Annotated in this window: 11 protein-coding genes and 1 pseudogene; 4 read left to right on the plus strand and 8 right to left on the minus strand. The window is 61.1% G+C overall.

What is annotated here, in order from left to right:
* Together uvrB and ACT67G_RS02715 are read right to left on the minus strand one after the other, a co-directional pair.
* The coding region (uvrB, locus tag ACT67G_RS02710) for an excinuclease ABC subunit UvrB (RefSeq protein WP_443662911.1) at positions 1–1,522 on the minus strand (1,522 nt) is incomplete at its 3' end.
* Between the two features lie 198 nt (positions 1,523–1,720).
* Entirely contained in the window at positions 1,721–3,430 is a 1,710-nt protein-coding gene (locus ACT67G_RS02715; RefSeq protein WP_443662912.1) for a peptide ABC transporter substrate-binding protein, read from the minus strand.
* A 229-nt stretch (positions 3,431–3,659) separates the two neighbouring features.
* Here ACT67G_RS02715 and ACT67G_RS02720 point away from each other — a divergent pair, with 229 nt between their 5' ends.
* Positions 3,660–4,178 (plus strand): hypothetical protein, encoded by a 519-nt coding sequence (locus ACT67G_RS02720; protein ID WP_443662913.1) that lies wholly within the window; start codon positions 3,660–3,662, stop codon positions 4,176–4,178.
* Between the two features lie 37 nt (positions 4,179–4,215).
* Here ACT67G_RS02720 and ACT67G_RS02725 read toward each other — a convergent pair whose 3' ends face one another.
* The gene (locus ACT67G_RS02725; RefSeq protein ID WP_443662914.1) at positions 4,216–5,373 is read right to left on the minus strand and encodes a DEAD/DEAH box helicase; all 1,158 of its coding nucleotides are present in this window, start codon (positions 5,371–5,373) and stop codon (positions 4,216–4,218) included.
* A 353-nt stretch (positions 5,374–5,726) separates the two neighbouring features.
* On the opposite strand from ACT67G_RS02725, the gene ACT67G_RS02730 reads away from it, so the two are divergent.
* Together ACT67G_RS02730 and ACT67G_RS02735 are read left to right on the plus strand one after the other, a co-directional pair.
* A complete protein-coding gene (locus tag ACT67G_RS02730) occupies positions 5,727–5,933 on the plus strand; it encodes a helix-turn-helix domain-containing protein (RefSeq protein WP_443662960.1) in 207 nt (68 codons plus the stop codon).
* A gap of 114 nt (positions 5,934–6,047) precedes the next feature.
* Positions 6,048–6,527: a TspO/MBR family protein gene (locus tag ACT67G_RS02735; RefSeq protein ID WP_443662915.1), complete on the plus strand. Its 480-nt coding sequence runs from the start codon at positions 6,048–6,050 to the stop codon at positions 6,525–6,527.
* A gap of 88 nt (positions 6,528–6,615) precedes the next feature.
* Here the strand turns inward: ACT67G_RS02735 and ACT67G_RS02740 are convergent, their stop codons facing one another.
* The 5 genes from ACT67G_RS02740 to glgB all read right to left on the minus strand — a co-directional run bounded on the left by ACT67G_RS02740 (position 6,616) and on the right by glgB (position 15,493).
* Complete coding sequence (locus tag ACT67G_RS02740) at positions 6,616–9,039, minus strand: glycogen/starch/alpha-glucan phosphorylase (RefSeq protein WP_443662916.1); 2,424 nt, start codon at positions 9,037–9,039, stop codon at positions 6,616–6,618.
* A 60-nt stretch (positions 9,040–9,099) separates the two neighbouring features.
* On the minus strand, positions 9,100–11,091 hold the full coding sequence (gene glgA, locus ACT67G_RS02745; protein WP_443662917.1) for a glycogen synthase GlgA: 1,992 nt from the start codon (positions 11,089–11,091) through the stop codon (positions 9,100–9,102).
* A gap of 165 nt (positions 11,092–11,256) precedes the next feature.
* Positions 11,257–12,369 carry a glucose-1-phosphate adenylyltransferase subunit GlgD gene (gene glgD, locus ACT67G_RS02750; RefSeq protein ID WP_443662918.1) on the minus strand — a complete coding sequence of 371 codons (1,113 nt, stop codon included), beginning with the start codon at positions 12,367–12,369 and terminating at the stop codon, positions 11,257–11,259.
* Positions 12,366–13,574 carry a glucose-1-phosphate adenylyltransferase gene (locus tag ACT67G_RS02755; RefSeq protein ID WP_443662919.1) on the minus strand — a complete coding sequence of 403 codons (1,209 nt, stop codon included), beginning with the start codon at positions 13,572–13,574 and terminating at the stop codon, positions 12,366–12,368. Before ACT67G_RS02755 ends, glgD begins: the two co-directional genes overlap by 4 nt.
* Positions 13,571–15,493, minus strand: a complete 1,923-nt coding sequence (gene glgB / locus ACT67G_RS02760) for a 1,4-alpha-glucan branching protein GlgB (RefSeq protein WP_326214924.1) — start codon at positions 15,491–15,493, stop codon at positions 13,571–13,573. Before glgB ends, ACT67G_RS02755 begins: the two co-directional genes overlap by 4 nt.
* A 370-nt stretch (positions 15,494–15,863) precedes the next feature.
* Here glgB and ACT67G_RS02765 point away from each other — a divergent pair.
* Positions 15,864–15,962 (plus strand): annotated as a pseudogene (locus tag ACT67G_RS02765) (AbrB/MazE/SpoVT family DNA-binding domain-containing protein); the annotation flags it as partial.
* Between the last annotated feature and the right edge of the window lie 45 nt (positions 15,963–16,007).

Consider the following 16,007-nt stretch of genomic DNA (forward strand, 5'->3'; position numbering starts at 1 on the left):
GTCCCTCCCGCAGGAGGTTGATGCCCACCAGCACGTCGAACTCTCCCAGCCGCAGATCCCGGATGATCTCCATCCGCTCGATGGTCTCCACATCGGAGTGCATGTACCGCACCCGGATCCCGGCGTTTTTGAAATACTCGGTAAGATCCTCCGCCATCTTCTTGGTGAGGGTAGTCACCAGAACCCGCTCGTTTTTGGCGGAGCGGGTGCGGATCTCCTCCATCAGATCGTCAATCTGGCCGGTGACGGGCCGGACCTCCACCTTTGGGTCCAGCAGTCCCGTAGGCCGGATCACCTGCTCCACCACCTGGTCCGCCCGCTCCCGTTCATAGGGGCCGGGGGTGGCGGAGACGAACACCGCCTGGCCGATGCGCTCCTCAAACTCCTCGAATTTCAACGGGCGGTTATCGTAGGCGCAGGGCAGCCGGAAGCCGTACTTCACCAGGGAGTCCTTCCGGGCGTGGTCGCCGTTGTACATGGCCCGCACCTGGGGCAGCGTCACATGGGACTCGTCCACAAAGAGCAAAAAGTCATCCGGGAAGAAGTCCAGCAGCGTCATGGGGGCGGATCCGGCAGGCCGGTCGGAGATGATGCGGGAGTAGTTCTCGATGCCGGAGCAGTAGCCCAGCTCCGCCATCATCTCCATGTCGTACTCCGTCCGCTGGCGGATGCGCTGAGCCTCCACCAGCTGGTTGTTGTCGGTGAAGACCTTCACCTGCTCCTCCAGCTCCCGGCGGATCTCCCCGATGGCCTTATCCATCTTGTCCTTGGTGGTGACATAGTGGCTGGCGGGGTAGATGGCGATGTGGTTCATCACCCGGTTGACGCTGCCGGTGAGGGGGTTGAACTCGCTGATGCGGTCGATCTCGTCGCCGAAGAACTCCACCCGGATGGCCTTGTCCTTGTAGTAGGCGGGGTAGATCTCCACCGTGTCTCCCCGCACCCGGAACATGTTGCGCTCAAAGGCGATGTCGTTGCGCTGGTAGCGGATCTCCACCAGGCGGCGCAGCAACTCGTCCCGGTCCCACTGCGCTCCCACCCGCAGCGATACCACCAGCTTGGCAAAGTCGTCGGGCTCGCCCAAGCCGTAGATACAGGAGACGGAGGAAACCACGATGACGTCCCGCCGCTCCAGCAGGGCACAGGTGGCGGAGAGGCGCAGCCGGTCGATCTCCTCGTTGGTGGCGGCGTCCTTGGCAATATAGGTGTCCGTATGAGGGATATAGGCCTCCGGCTGGTAGTAGTCGTAGTAGGAGACGAAATACTCCACGGCGTTGTTGGGGAAAAACTCCTTAAACTCCGCGCACAGCTGGGCCGCCAGGGTCTTGTTGTGGGCCAGCACCAGCGTAGGCCGCTGCACCGCCTCGATAACCTTGGCCATGGTAAAGGTCTTGCCGGAGCCGGTGACCCCCAGCAAAACCTGCTCTTTCAATCCGTTTTCAATGCCCTCCGCCAGCTTGGCGATGGCCTGGGGCTGGTCGCCGGAGGGCTGATACTCCGAAACCACCTGAAAATCCGGCATAGTGCTCCTCTCCGCGGCGGGCTCCGCCGCAAACGGGAAATGTTGTGTGATCACAACCAGTAGACAGTATATTATACCAGATATCCCGTTAAATGTATAGCTGGAATCAGGAAAACTTGTCCCCTCTTCCCCCCCCCCGGCAAGCACAAAGGAAGCGGCGCCTTGCGGCGCCGCTTCCGGTCAGTCTGGTATGGTGGATCAGGCGGTGCGTACCATCACCGCGGAGAAGAGGAAGAATCCACGGGCGTCCCGGCAGGCACCGGTGTAGTCCTCCCGCAGCTTCCAGGCAGTGACGTTGGTATAGAGGGGCGCCAGGGGGCTGTCCTCCAGCAGGAGGGCCTCCGCGTCATGGAGGCAGCCCAGCCGGGCCTCTCCGTCCGCCGCGCCGGCGATGATGGTCATGAGGGTATCATAGGCGCTGTTGGCATATCCCGTGACGTTGTCCGGACTGTCCGACGTCCAGGTCATCAGGAAGCACTCCGCGTCGTTGCCCACAGCCTTGAGATCCGTGGCAGCCAGGGTGTAGGTCCCCTGATCCAGGGCGGCCTCCAGCTCCTCCTGGGTAACAGCACGGGAGCTCAGCTGAACCCCCAGGGCATCCTGCCACATCCCGGTCAGGGCCTGGGCCACCGCCCCGGCGTTCCCCTCATCCACATAGAGGTACTCCAGCTCTCCCAGGTCCGCGCCGCTGTTGTAGCCCGCCTGCTGCAAAAGCTCCTGGGCCTCGCTGCACCGCTGGTCATAGTACCCGGGATCATTGTCCAGCTGGGAGCCCGCCACCGTGCGGAAGTCCTCCGTCCCGTCCCCCGGGACGCCTGCAGGCACCAGTCCCTCCGCCGCCTGGGCGGTGGGGCCCGCGGCCTCCGCCAGGGCAGAGCGGTCAATGGACAGTGTCAGCGCCTGGCGTACCAGGATATCCGCAAACACCTGCTGGTCGCAGTTGAGCAGCAGCGTGTAGGTCTCCAGCTCATGGGCCAGATCATGCGTCACCGTCTCCGACTGGGCCAGCTCCACGATCTGCTCCTGGGGAAGCTCCCAGACGAAATCCACAGTGTCCTCTTCATAGAGCTGCCAGGCCTCCTCCGCCGTCCCGGCGAAGTGGAAGGTCAGCTCTCCCACACCGGAACCGGAGCCGTAGTAATCGTCAAAGGCCACCACTGTCAGGGCGCCGTCTGCCGCCGGAGCATCCGTACGGAAGGGGCCGTTGGTCACCAGGGCCGTCACATCCGACCACCAGTACTCCGGCTGAGTGTCTGTCTCCTCAGCCCCGGCCTCTGCGGCTCCCGCGGCCTTGGCCGCCTGGCCCTCCTTCCAGGTCTGGATCACATCCTGACGCAGTGGCAGCGTGGCGGGAGATGTACACACCTGAGTCAAAAACCAGTCGCACTGGCCGTCCACCACCACTTCCAGAGTGGAGTCGTTCTTGGCCGTCACCTGCAGCTGCGTGACGTCTCCCGTCTCCCGGACCGTGTCAAATCCGGAGACCATGGACAAAATGGAGGCGTAGGGCGAGGCGCTGGCGGGATCCGCCAGGCGCTGCCAGGCATAGACGAAATCCTCCGCCGTCACATCCCGGCCGTCCGTCCACTGGGCGCTGCGCAGCTTGAAGGTGTAGGTGACGGTGCCGTCCGCATTCTCGTCTTCGTTGACACTCTTGGCCATGCCGTTGGTGACGGTGGTGCCGCCGGAGCCGTCAGGCACCGTCTTCATGAGGTTCTCATAGAGGTTCATCAGCAGGGTCTGATCTGCGCTGGTCTCGGCGTAAATGGGATCCAGGCACACAAACTCGCCTCCGGCGCACACGGACAGGGAAATCAGCTCCCCCTGCTGGCTGCCGCAGCCGCTCAGCAGCGCCAGCATCAGCGCCGCAGCCGTCCACAGCGCGGCCCAGCGTTTTTTCTTCGTCATGGGATCGCTCCTTTTTCAGGTTCTGAAATGAGAAACGGAAACAGCCTCAAAAAGGCAGTCTCCGACAGGTTTGCCCACAGGCGATGTCAATTATAAAGAGTTTTGGGAAGCTTGTAAAGCCGCGGCGGCAAAAAAGTAACAAAAAATTACAAGAATTAAAGATTTGTTCACAAAAGGGCCTCCGGCATGCTATACTCAAGAAAAACACCCGGTAAGGAGATGCAATCCCATGGAATCCAAACAATCCGTCCAGAACCAGGAAACCTCCGGGATCCCGGAGGATCTGCGTGCAGCTATGGAAAGTCCGGAGGTCAAGGCCTTCGACGCCAGGCTGTCCAAAAAGTACCTGAAAAACAACCGCCCCAAGAGTCTGGTGGTGGTCATCCTTCTGGTGGGTGCAGTTCTTTTGCTGCTGGGGCTCTCCAGCCACAAGGCCTCCTCCGTCACGCCCGCCGCTCTGCGCACCGCCCAGAGCGTCACCGCCTGCCTGAACGGCGGTGAGACGTTCACCCTCTCCTCCCAGCAGCGGGAGGATCTGCTGGATCTGCTGGGCCAGGTGAAAGTGGAGCGGGTCACCGGCACCATCGACACCACCCAGCCGGAGGGCAGCTGCCTCTTCACCGCCGGGGAAGACCAGTTCACCATCACCAGTACCGGATACCTGCTGACGGACAGCAATTCCTACCGCTTCCTCTCTCCGGAGGCGGAGGAGGTGTGGCAGCAGCTGACGGCGCTGCTGGCATCGTAAAAAAGCGCGCCTGACCCATGGTCAGGCGCGTGTTTTCTCATTCCACAACCGCCAGCTTGCCGTTTTCGTCGAACTTCACCGGCACAATCTCATTGCGGGTCTTCTGGGCGATGTCGTCGATGCGCATCTTGGCTGGATAATCCGACACCAGCGTCACCGCCACGCCCTGGCGCTTGGCCCGGCCGGTGCGGCCGATGCGGTGGACGTAGTCCTGATTCTCATCGGGGACATCGCAGTTGAAAACGATGTCCACATCGTCCACATCGATGCCCCGGGCCGCCACGTCGGTGGAGACGAACACCCGCAGCTCGCCCCGGCGGAACTTGTCCATCACCTGCTCCCGCTTGCGCTGGGGGATATCACCGTGGATGCACTCAGCATCCACCCCCCGCATCTGCAAAAACTTGGCGATGCGCTCCGTAGAGCCCTTGGTGTTGCAGAAGACCATGCACCGGTCAAAGCCCGTCTCCTCCAGGATCCGGGCAATGGCGTCGGCCTTCTCGTTGTGGGCCACCTCCATGCGGAACTGCTTGATGTCGGGCTTGTTCTGCTCGTCCTCCCGGACGGTGATCTCCGCCGCGTCCCGCTGATAGACCCAGGCGATGTCCATGACCTCCCGGGAGATGGTGGCGGAGAAGAGGCCCAGGTTCTTCCGCTTGTCCATCCGGTCCAGCAGCCGGGTCACGTCGTGGATGAAGCCCATGTCCAGCATCCGGTCCGCCTCGTCCAGCACCACGGTCCTGGCCGTATCCACCCGGACGGTGCGCCGCTTCATGTGGTCGCTGAGCCGGCCGGGGGTCGCCACCACGATCTGGGGCCGCTTTTTCAACGTCTCGATCTGACGGCCGATGGGCTGGCCGCCGTACAGGCACACGGTGCGCACACCGGGCTTGAAGGCCGCCAGGTCCCGGATCTCATCGGTAATCTGGATGGCCAGCTCCCGGGTGGGGGCCAGGATCACCGCCTGGACGGTCTCGTCCTCCGGGTCGATATGCTCCACGATGGGGATGCCGTAGGCAAAGGTCTTGCCGGTTCCGGTGGGGGCCTTGGCAATCACGTCCTGCCAGTCCATCATGGGAGGGATACATCCTGCCTGAACGGGGGTGGATTCCTGAATACCGCGCTTTTCAATGGCCCGCATGATCTCCGGGGACAGCCCCAGGGAATCAAACCGGACGCCCTTCGTAACTTCCATGCTCTGCTCCTTCACTTTCCCAGCGCGGTCTCGTCCCCCGGGGACTTCCGCGCCAACTTGCGTATTTTCCCATATTACTGGTATTATACCCACATTTCGCCCCGTTGTAAAGCGGATCCGGGCCGCTTTTGCCCCTTCTCTCCCACTCCGCCGTTTTTTATGTGTCCCGGCTGATATGTGGTGTATTATCCAGTTTTTCTGTATGTTTCAGTAAATTTGTCGACTATTTATAGTAAAATTGTGTATTCTGTAACTTTCCATTCATAATTTTATGTTAAATTGATACATACAAAAAAAGAATCCGGTTCCCAAAAGGACGATTCATTTGTGCGGGAGGGATCGAAGTGAACGGGATGGATTATGTACGCATCCTGCGAGACTTGCGGGAAGACGCGGACAAAACACAAACCCAGATCGCAGAAATTCTGGGAACTTCCCAAACCATGTACGCGCGGTATGAGCGCGGGGCCAATGAGTTGCCCATTCATCACCTGATTACCTTGAGCAGGTATTACAGGGTCAGCACCGACTACATTCTGGGGCTCAGCAAGGACCGGTAAGGAAAACGAGGGCAGCGAAAGCTGTCCTCGTTTTTTTGCGCTTTGACAGGGCTGGAGCAGAGGCGTATATTTTTCACGCAACTCCACATGGTGTAATCTGTGAGGTGATATCGCATGAAAAAGCACACACGCAAACAGTATGCCCGCTGGATTCTCCTGGCGGAAGCAGTGGGCGGCCTGTCCGGCTGGCTGACGCGCAAGGGGATCCGCACCTATCAGAAGACCATCGTCCAGCCGCCTCTCTCCCCTCCCGGCACGGTGTTCCCCATAGTCTGGGGAGGCCTCTTCGCCCTGATGGGCATCGGCGCCGCCCGCATCTGGGCCAGTCCCCCTTCCGCCGCCCGCTCCCGGAGCCTGCGGCTCTTCGGAATCCAGCTGGCCTTCAATTTCTTCTGGAGCATCCTCTTCTTCAGTTTCCAGGTCTTCGGCCTGGCCTTACTATGGCTATGGGCACTGTGGGGACTGATTCTGCGGATGATCCGCTCCTTCCGCGAGGTGGATTTCCCCGCCGCCCTGCTGCAGATCCCGTATCTTCTGTGGGTCTCCTTTGCCGGGTACCTCAACGCCGGCGTATGGCGCCTCAACAAGCACTGATTCCTTTCCCGGGGAGAACAAAGCGGCCTGCCTCTTAAACGAGGCAGGCCGCTTGCTGTTTCTTGGGATTATGAACCCTTGGGGGGCCTTATTTGTGGGGCACGTGCCAGATGTTGTCCGCATACTCCGCCACAGCCCGGTCCGCCGCGAAAATGCCGCTGCGGGCGATGTTGTGCAGGCTCATGCGGTTCCACACCTCCGGTTTGCCGTAGGTCTCCACCATCCGCTTCTCCGCCTGGCAGTAGGCGTCAAAGTCCGCCAGCAGCATATAGGCATCCGCAGGGCTGCCGTTGCCGCCGAAGAGCAGCTGCTGGTAGAGGTCGTCATAGCGGACGCCGTCCCGGAACCCGGCCCGCATGGCGTCCAGGCAGCGGCGCAGCGTCTCGTTGCGGTTGTAGATCCGCTGGGGCACATAGCCCTCCCGCTTCATGGCCTCCACCTCGTCGGCATGAAGGCCGAAGATGAAGATGTTCTCGTCACCCAGGACGTCCCGCATCTCCACATTGGCACCATCCAGGGTGCCTACGGTGAGGGCGCCGTTCATCATGAACTTCATGTTGCCGGTGCCGCTGGCCTCCTTGCCGGCGGTGGAGATCTGCTGGGAGACCTCGCTGGCAGGCATCAGCTTCTCCGCCAGGGACACCCGGTAATTCTCCAGGAACACCACCTGCAGTTTATCTTTGCAGATGGGATCGTGGTCGATCTGATCCGCCAGGGAGTTGATGAGGCGGATGATCCTCTTGGCGGTGGCATAGCCGGGAGCGGCCTTGGCGCCGAAGAGGAAGGTATGGGGATGGGTGATGGCATTGGGGTCATCCTGGAGCTTCTGATACAGGGCGATGATGTGCAGCACGTTCAGAAGCTGGCGCTTATACTCATGGAGGCGCTTGACCTGTACATCAAAGATGGAGCTCGGATCCAGCACCACGCCCCGGGTCTTTTTGGCGTAGACAGCGAAAGACTCCTTATTGGCCTGCTTGATCTGGGCCAGGCGCTCCAGCACGGACTTGTCGTCGGCGTAATCGTCCAGCTTCTTGAGCTGCATGGCGTCGGTGAGATAGCCGTCGCCGGTGAGCTCCCGGATCAGGCCGTCCAGGCCGGGGTTGATCTCACTGAGCCAGCGGCGGTGGTCAATGCCGTTGGTGACGTTTTTGAATTTCAGCGGCTCCATGCCGTAGGCGTTCTTGAACACATCCTTGCGCAGGATGTCGGAGTGCAGAGCGGAGACGCCGTTGACCGCCATGCCGCCGGCGATGCACAGGTTGGCCATGCGCACCTGGCCGTCCCAGATGATGGCCATATCCTGGGTCTTGGCGGGATCGTGGTAGAACTTCTCCACCTTCTCCTGCCAGCGGCGGGAGATCTCCATGAGGATCTGCCACACACGGGGCAGCAGGTGGGCCACCAGCTCCTGCGGCCAGCGCTCCAGGGCCTCCGCCAGGACGGTGTGGTTGGTATAGGCCACGGAACGGGTGGTGATGAACCAGGCTTCGTCCCAGGAAAGGCCCGCGTCGTCCATGAGGATGCGCATCAGCTCCGGGATCACCAGGGCCGGATGGGTGTCGTTGATCTGGATGACGTTCTTCTCGTGGAAGTTCTTCAGCGTGCCGTAGGTTTCCAGGTGCTTGGCCGCAATGGACTGCACCGTGGCGGAGACGAAGAAATACTGCTGCTTGAGCCGCAGGGACTTGCCCTCCAGGTGGTTGTCCTCGGGGTAGAGGATCTTGGCGATGGTCTCCGCCATGGCCTCCTCCTCCGCCGCTTTCAGGTACTCGCCCCGGGAGAAGAGTGCCATATCCACCGGCTTGGTGGACCGGGCGTCCCACAGCCGCAGGACGTTGACGTGCTCGGTGTCGTAGCCGGCGATCTCCATATCACAGGGAACCGCCATGACCGTGGTGGCGCCCTCGTTGACGATATGCAGGTGGCCGTTGTCCCAGAACTCCCGCAGCGTGCCGCCGAAGTTCACCATCTGAGCCTCCGCCGGCTTGGGCAGCAGCCAGGCAGAGCCCAGGTCCTTCCAGTTGTCCGGCAGCTCCACCTGCTGGCCCTCCACGATCTTCTGCTTGAAGATGCCCAGCTCATAGCAGATGGAGTAGCCGGTGGCGGGAATCTCCAGGGTGGTCATGGAATCCAGGTAGCAGGCGGCCAGGCGGCCCAGGCCGCCGTTGCCCAGCGCCGCGTCGGGCTCCACCTCAAAGATGTCCGCGGCCTTGAAGCCCATGTCCTCCAGGGCCTCCCGCAGCTGCGGGAGGATCCCCAGATTGTAGGCGTTTTTCATGAGGCTGCGGCCCATGAGGAATTCCAGGGACAGGTAGTGGACCTGCTTTCTCTTCTCCCGGCGGGTTTCCTGCCGGGTCTCCACCTCCCGGACGGCCATGGCGTCCCGCAGAACCAGGGCGCAGGCCCGCATCATCTCGCCGTCGGTGGCCTCCTCCGGCGCTTTGCCGAAGTTGGCCATCAGCTTGGCAATCAGTTGTTTTTCCAGTGCTTTCGTCGTGATTGATGTCATGTGCCTTCCTTACTCCGCCGCTTCTTATACGGCGGTCTTTCCTTTCTTGGGGTTGGATTCTTATTTTCCGGACGGGGTCTTCTCCGTCTTTTCCGGTTCCTTGGCAGATTTGGCGGGGGCTTTGGCAGCCGGCTTCACGGGGGCCACCGCCGCCGCGGGGGCGATCTCCTTCTTGATGGTATCCACCTTGGTCAGCGCGGTCTTCCCGGCCACGGTCAGCGCCTTCTTGGGCGCTTCCTTCTCGGGCTCCTCCGCCTTGACAGCAGCGGGCTTCTCCTCCTTGGGGGCTTCCACCTTGACGGTCTCCTTCTTGGCCGGTTCCGCCTTCTTGGCAGCAGGCTTCTTCGCCGTCTTCTTAGCGGCGGGCTTCTTCTCCGCGGCCTTGCGGGCGGTCTTCTTGGCGGCGGGTTTCTTCTCCGCAGCCGGAGCAGCGGGAGCGGGCTCACTTACAGGTGCCGGAGCTTCCTTGGCAGCCGCCGGCTCTGCGGGCGCTTCCTGAACCGCCGGGGGAGCAGGCTGTTCCGCCGGGGCGGGAGGTGCGGTCTCCTGAGGCGCGGGATCGGCCGCACCGGCGCTCTCCTCAAAAGGGGCGCTCTCCTCCTTGGGTGCCGGCCAGGCCTGGCCGGTGACGCCTGCGTAGATGCGCAGATACTCCTTGGCGCTGCGGGCCCAGCTGAAATCGCTGGCCATGGCCCGGCGGCGCAGGCGTCCGAAGGCGTCGGGATAGTCCTTATAGAGGTACACGGCCTCCCGGATCACATGGAGCATGTCGCCACTGGAGTAGTTGGCGAAGGTAAAGCCGTTGCCGGCGTCCCGCCAGGCCTCGTAGGGCTGGACGGTATCCTTCAGTCCTCCGGTCTCCCGGACAATGGGGATGGTGCCGTAACGCATGGCGATCATCTGGGAGAGGCCGCAAGGCTCGCTCTTGGAGGGCATCAGGAACAGGTCGGCACCGGCATAGATGGCCATGGACAGGGCTTCGTTATAGTCCAGACGCACCGCCATGCGGCCGGGATACTGCTGGGAGGCCCAGTGGAAGAACTCCTCGTACTTCTTGTCGCCCTTGCCCAGCACCACCAGCTGAATGGGCATCTCCATCATGTCGTGGAGCACCTCGCAGATGAGATCCAGGCCCTTGTGGGACACCAGGCGGGAGACGATACCGATGATGGGGGTGTGGGGCTCCTGCCGCAGGCCCATGATCTTCTGGAGCTCGGCCTTGTCGGTATCCTTGCCGGACATATCCTCGGCAGTGTACCGGGCGGCCAGCTGGGGATCCGTGGCGGGGTCGTAGCGCTTCATGTCAATGCCGTTGAGGACGCCGGAGAGCTTGTAGCCGCACTGGCGCATGATGCCGTCCAGCCGGTGGGCGAAATAAGCCATCTTCAGCTCGTTGGCGTAAGTGGGAGAGACGGCGTTGACGGCGTCCGCCATCAAAATGGCGCCTTTGAGGAGGTTCACGTCGCCGTCCATCATGATGGTTCCGTCCTTCACCCAGCCCACATCCAGGCCGAAGAGGTCGCCCAGGATGCTGGGATTGAAGCGGCCCTGATACTCGATATTATGGATGGAGAGCACTGTACGGATGGAGCGGAAGCGATCCTCCCGCACGCCGTCATCCTTGAGGTAGATGGGCACCAGCGCCGTCTGCCAGTCATTGCAGTGAATGACCTCCGGCCAGAACTTCAGATGGCCCAGCATCCGCACCACGGCCCGGGAGAAGAAGGCGAACCGCTCGCCGTCATCCAGATAGCCGTAGAGATCCGGGCGGTTGAAGTACTGCTCGTTATCCAGGAAATACCAGGTGACGCCGTCCCGCTCCAGGGAGAACAGTCCGCAGTAGCAGTGGCGCCAAGCCAGATCCACGTAGTCATAGCACAGGAACTGCAAATCCTGTCCGAACGCAGCCTTCACCCGCTGATAAAGGGGGAGGATCACCGCGATCTCCGCGCCCTCCTCCGCCAGAGCCGGGGGCAGAGAGCCTGCCACATCCGCCAGTCCACCGGTTTTGCAGAAGGGGACCGCCTCACTGGTCGCATACAGAATCTTCATAGTTTGTCTCCTTTCGATGCGCCCGCACACACACGGGCCGGGGGGCTTTCTCCACACTTTGTGGAAAAGCCCCAGATCCTTCCCAGCCGAAAATCGGCCGGTTCAACGATACCGGCGCCGCGGCCGCGGTGGGGCCACGGTGCCGGTATTCGTTTTACACAATGCTCACACCTGGGAGTCCTTGGCCAACACGATGGGATACGAGCTGTGACCCATCAGCGTGCGGTCCGGCAGGATCTCCACCCGCTTGTCGGCGATGATATACGCCAGCTGGGCACCGGAGCGCACCGCCGCGTCCTTGAAGAGCACACAGTTGCACACCTTGGCACCGGCCTCCACCGTGACGCCGGGGAAAAGGATGGAGTTTTCCACGCTGCCCTCGATCTTGCAGCCGTCAGCCACCAGGGAGTTGACGCAATGGCCGTTAGGTCCGATGTAGGAGGAGGATTTGTCCGCGCCCTTGGCCAGTACCGGCCGGGTACGGCAGAACAGATCCTCCCGGATGGCGGGATCCAGCAGCTGCATGCTGCGGTCATAGTACTCCTGGACGGAGCGGATCTGGGCGGCAAAGCCGCTCCAGATATAGCTGTGCAGGTTCAGCGTATCCTTGCGGGCCTGGAGCACATCCCGCCGCCAGCTGTACTGGTCATGGCTGGTGCACCCGTCCACCAGCTCCTTGAGGAGGCTGGCGGAGAGGATGTACACCTCCAGGCCCCGGTAGCCCTGGGGACGGTGGAGGTTGAAGAACACTTCGGTAATGCGGCCGTCCTGATTGATGTTGAAATAGGTGCCGTTCTCCGTGGCAAAGCTGTCGTTTCCGCACACCACGGTGATGTCGGCACCGGTGGCGATGTGGTTTTCATAGATCTCCGCCAGGGGAAGGTTTGCCACCAGGTCGCCCTCCATCAGCACCACATAGTCCTGCCGGATGGTGTCCAGATAGGACCGGACCCCCGCCAGAGCCTCCATTTTGCCCCGGAAGGCCTCCTCGCCCCACTCCCGCTTATAGGCGAAGGGGGGCAGGATCTTCAGTCCGCCCCGTTTGCGGGACAGATCCCAGTCCTTGCCGGTACCCAGATGATCCAGCAGGCTCTGATAGTTGCCGTGAAGCACGATGCCCACATCGGTGACACCGGCATTGACCAGGCTGGAAAGGGCGAAGTCCACCGCCCGGTACCGTCCGCCGAAGGGGATGGAGGACGCGCAGCGCACCTCGCTCAGCTCCCGCAGATTGTTTCTCTTCTCATAGGAGAAAATAATTCCGTGCAGACCTTTCATTTGGACACCTCCTCACCGTTGCGGTCCAGCATGATGCCGGGGGCCACCCGCCGGCCCTCTGCCAGGGCACAATTCGGGGCCAGTACCGTCAATCCCCAGGGCGCTGGCGCCGTAGTCTCCGGTGTACCGCCCACATGACAGTCGGCGGCGATGGTGCAGTTCTCGCCCACGATGGCGTACTCCACCACGGCGTCCTTTGCCACTTTTACGCCGGGCAGCAGCACCGAATAGCTGACCCGGGCCCCCTCCTCCACCACCACATTGGGAGAGAGGACGGAGTTTTCCACAACACCGTCGATGATGCTGCCGCGGTTGAAGGCGCTGTGGCAGATCTGGGCGGTGGGGCCCAAATAGGCGGCAGGCACATTGACCGAGCGGGCGTAAATGGGCCAGGACTCATCCAGAAGGTCCAGCCCGGAATCCGGGGAGAGCATATCCATATTGGCATCCCAGAGGGACTCCAGGGTGCCCACGTCCTTCCAGTAACCGGAAAAGCGGTAGGCCGCCATCACCTCGTGGTTCGCCAGCATGGCAGGGATGACGTTCTTGCCGAAGTCGTTTTCAGAGTTGGGATCGGCCTCGTCCTCCGTGAGGTACTTGCGCAGCACCTTCCAGGAGAAGACGTAGATGCCCATGGAGGCCAGGTTGCTCTTGGGCTCCTTGGGTTTTTCCGCAAACTCGGTGATAATGTCGTTTTCATCCACGCTCATAATGCCGAACCGGGATGCCTCGTCCCAGGGCACCTCCATAACGGAGATGGTGCAGGCGGCACCGGCGGCCTTGTGGCGGGCCACCATCTTGGCGTAGTTCATCTTGTAGATGTGGTCACCGGAGAGAACCACCACATAGTCGGGATCATACAGGTCAATGAAGCCCATGTTCTGGTAGATGGCGTTGGCGGTGCCCTTGTACCAGGTGCCGCCCTTGCTGCCCATGTAAGGCGGCAGGATGTGGACGCCGCCGGTGGATCCGTCCAGATCCCAGGGCTGGCCGCTGCCGATGTAGCTGTTGAGCTCCAGGGGGCGGTACTGGGTCAGCACGCCCACGGTGTCGATGCCGGAATTGGTGCAGTTGGACAGGGGGAAGTCGATGATGCGATACTTGCCGCCGAAGGGAACGGCCGGTTTGGCCATCTCTCCGGTCAGGACATACAGCCGGCTGCCCTGGCCGCCCGCCAGCAGCATGGCGATACATTCTTTCTTCATGGATTCTCCAACTCCTTTGCCTTACTTTTCTTTCTGGGCTTGGGGAGCTTCCCCTCGCCCCGCAGGAACACCGCTCCGAACGCGGGAATCCGGATAGCCGCGGACTGCTCCTTCCCATGGGAGGCAATCCGCTCCACCGCCACCGGCTCCTTGTCACCGAATCCGGCGCCGCCGTAGGCAGGGTCATCCGTATTGAACACCGGCACGTACCGTCTGTGGGGCGGCACGCCCATCCGGTAATTCTCGTATGTATTGGGAGAGAAATTCACCGCGCACATGAGATCCCGGCCCTTCTTGTCCTTGCGCAGGAAGACCACCACATTGTTGTGGTTGTCATCCGGCACCAGCCACTCAAAGCCCTCCCAGCCAAAGTCGATCTCCCAGAGGGCCGCCTCCTTCTTGTAGAAGGCGTTGATCTCCTTGAAGAAGCGGTGGATCTTCTGATTGAGGGGCTGCTGGAGCAGATACCAGTCCAGCTGGCCGTTGGAGTCCCACTCGTGCCACTGGCCCAGCTCCGCGCCCATAAAGAGGAGCTTCTTGCCCGGGTGGGCCAGAAGATAGGCGTAAAAGCCCTTGAGGCACCGGAGCTGGTTTTCGTAATCGCCGGGCATCTTACCCACAATGGAGCCCTTCATGTGCACCACCTCATCGTGGGAGATGGGCAGGACGAAATTCTCCGAGAAAGCGTACATCATGGAGAAGGTGATGTCCTTGTGGTGATCCTGGCGGAACCAGGGATCCAGCTTCAGGTAGTGGCACATGTCGTTCATCCAGCCCATGTTCCACTTGAGGTTGAACCCCAGCCCTCCCACATCCGGCGGACGGGTCACCAGGGGCCATGCGGTGGATTCCTCGGCGATCATCATGACGCCGGGATTGACGGAAAAGGCCATGGTATTGAGTTCCCGGAGGAAATCGATGGCCTCCAGATTCTCGTGTCCGCCGTACTTGTTGGGCGTCCAGGGGCCGCCCTGGCGGTCGTAGTCCAGATACAGCATGGACGCCACCGCGTCCACCCGCAGTCCGTCGATATGGTATTCCTCCAGCCAGAAGCGGGCGGAGGAGAACAGGAAGCTCTTGACCTCGGGGCGGCCGTAGTCAAAGACCCGGGTGCCCCAGCTGGCATGCTCCCACTTGTTGTGGTCGCTGTACTCGTAGCAGCACTCTCCGTCGAACTCGTAGAGGCCCTGGGCGTCCTTGCAGAAGTGGGCGGGCACCCAGTCCAGCAGCACGGCAATGCCGTTTTTGTGCATGTGGTTGACGAACCACATGAAATCCTTGGGGGTACCAAACCGGGAGGTGGGGGCGAAATACCCGGTGCACTGATAGCCCCAGGAGTCGTCCAGGGGATGCTCCGTCACCGGCAGCAGTTCGATGGCGGTGTAGCCCATATCCCGGACATAGGCCGCCAGATCCTTTGCCAGATCCTTGTAGTCGATGAAGTCCCCGTTGTCCCGCTTTTTCCAGGAACCCAGATGCACCTCATAAATATTCAGCGGCGCATCGTAGACCTGGTGGCTGCGCATCTTCTCCCGGAACTTCTCGTCCGTCCAGCGAAAGCCCGTGATATCATAGAGCTTGCTGGCCGTGGCGGGCCGGGTCTCCGTATGGAAGCCATAGGGGTCGGCCTTGAGACGGACCTCCCCGTCAGGGCCCGTCACCGCGAATTTGTAAGCCGTGTAGGCCTCCAGACCCGGCACGAAACCCTCCCAGATCTCTCCGCTGCGCCGCAGCTTGTTTGCCTGCTCATCCCACTGGTTGAAGTCTCCCACAACGGAGACCGCCTTGGCATGGGGGGCCCAGACCCGGAATGTCCACCCCTTTTTATCCCGTTTCACCTCCGGATGGGCACCAAACCAGTGCCAGCCGTCGGTCAGCGTCCCCGCATGAAATCTGGACACCAGCTCCTTATTTGCCATAGCTGCAACTCCTCTCCTGCCCGCCTGTCCAACACACGGGCGGCATTGATGGTCCGCTTTTTGATCCTGTATTTCATTTTGAATATGACTGGATTTATTATACTTCCTCTGGAAAATACCGTCAAGAATCGTCCTGTCGAAAAAAAAGCGTGGTTTTTGGCTTTCTTACACAGTTTTTTCTCTTTCAAATAAAGTTTTTTTGTATGTATTTTCAAATATTGACGGAATTTTACAGGATTCAAACATTTTCTTACCCCGTCCTGTTTCCAGATGAATCCAGCTGCGGCGCTGCATAGGCAAACAAATCCTGCGGATACTAGCTTTTGCCAGGCAAGGTACCGTAATTTCAAGGACAAAAGGAGTTTTCGATATGAAGGCAACAGGAATCGTGCGGCGGATCGACGATCTGGGGCGGGTGGTGATCCCCAAGGAGATCCGGCGCACTATGCGCATCCGGGAGGGCGACCCGTCATTGATGACATTGGCACCGTGGCAGACATTCTGCTTTGGCCTG

Origin of the sequence: Dysosmobacter sp. (assembly GCF_052306735.1) — a bacterium.
Lineage (GTDB): Bacteria > Bacillota > Clostridia > Oscillospirales > Oscillospiraceae > Oscillibacter.

Bases quoted from the DNA above. Each gene is read 5' to 3' on its own strand.
- ACT67G_RS02725 (WP_443662914.1), bottom strand. From the start codon at position 5,373: ATGGAAGTTACGAAGGGCGTCCGGTTTGATTCCCTGGGGCTGTCCCCG.
- ACT67G_RS02730 (WP_443662960.1), top strand. From the start codon at position 5,727: ATGGATTATGTACGCATCCTGCGAGACTTGCGGGAAGACGCGGACAAA.
- ACT67G_RS02740 (WP_443662916.1), bottom strand. From the start codon at position 9,039: ATGACATCAATCACGACGAAAGCACTGGAAAAACAACTGATTGCCAAG.
- ACT67G_RS02755 (WP_443662919.1), bottom strand. From the start codon at position 13,574: ATGAAGAAAGAATGTATCGCCATGCTGCTGGCGGGCGGCCAGGGCAGC.
- ACT67G_RS02735 (WP_443662915.1), top strand. From the start codon at position 6,048: ATGAAAAAGCACACACGCAAACAGTATGCCCGCTGGATTCTCCTGGCG.
- glgD (WP_443662918.1), bottom strand. From the start codon at position 12,369: ATGAAAGGTCTGCACGGAATTATTTTCTCCTATGAGAAGAGAAACAAT.
- ACT67G_RS02715 (WP_443662912.1), bottom strand. From the start codon at position 3,430: ATGACGAAGAAAAAACGCTGGGCCGCGCTGTGGACGGCTGCGGCGCTG.
- ACT67G_RS02720 (WP_443662913.1), top strand. From the start codon at position 3,660: ATGGAATCCAAACAATCCGTCCAGAACCAGGAAACCTCCGGGATCCCG.
- glgA (WP_443662917.1), bottom strand. From the start codon at position 11,091: ATGAAGATTCTGTATGCGACCAGTGAGGCGGTCCCCTTCTGCAAAACC.
- glgB (WP_326214924.1), bottom strand. From the start codon at position 15,493: ATGGCAAATAAGGAGCTGGTGTCCAGATTTCATGCGGGGACGCTGACC.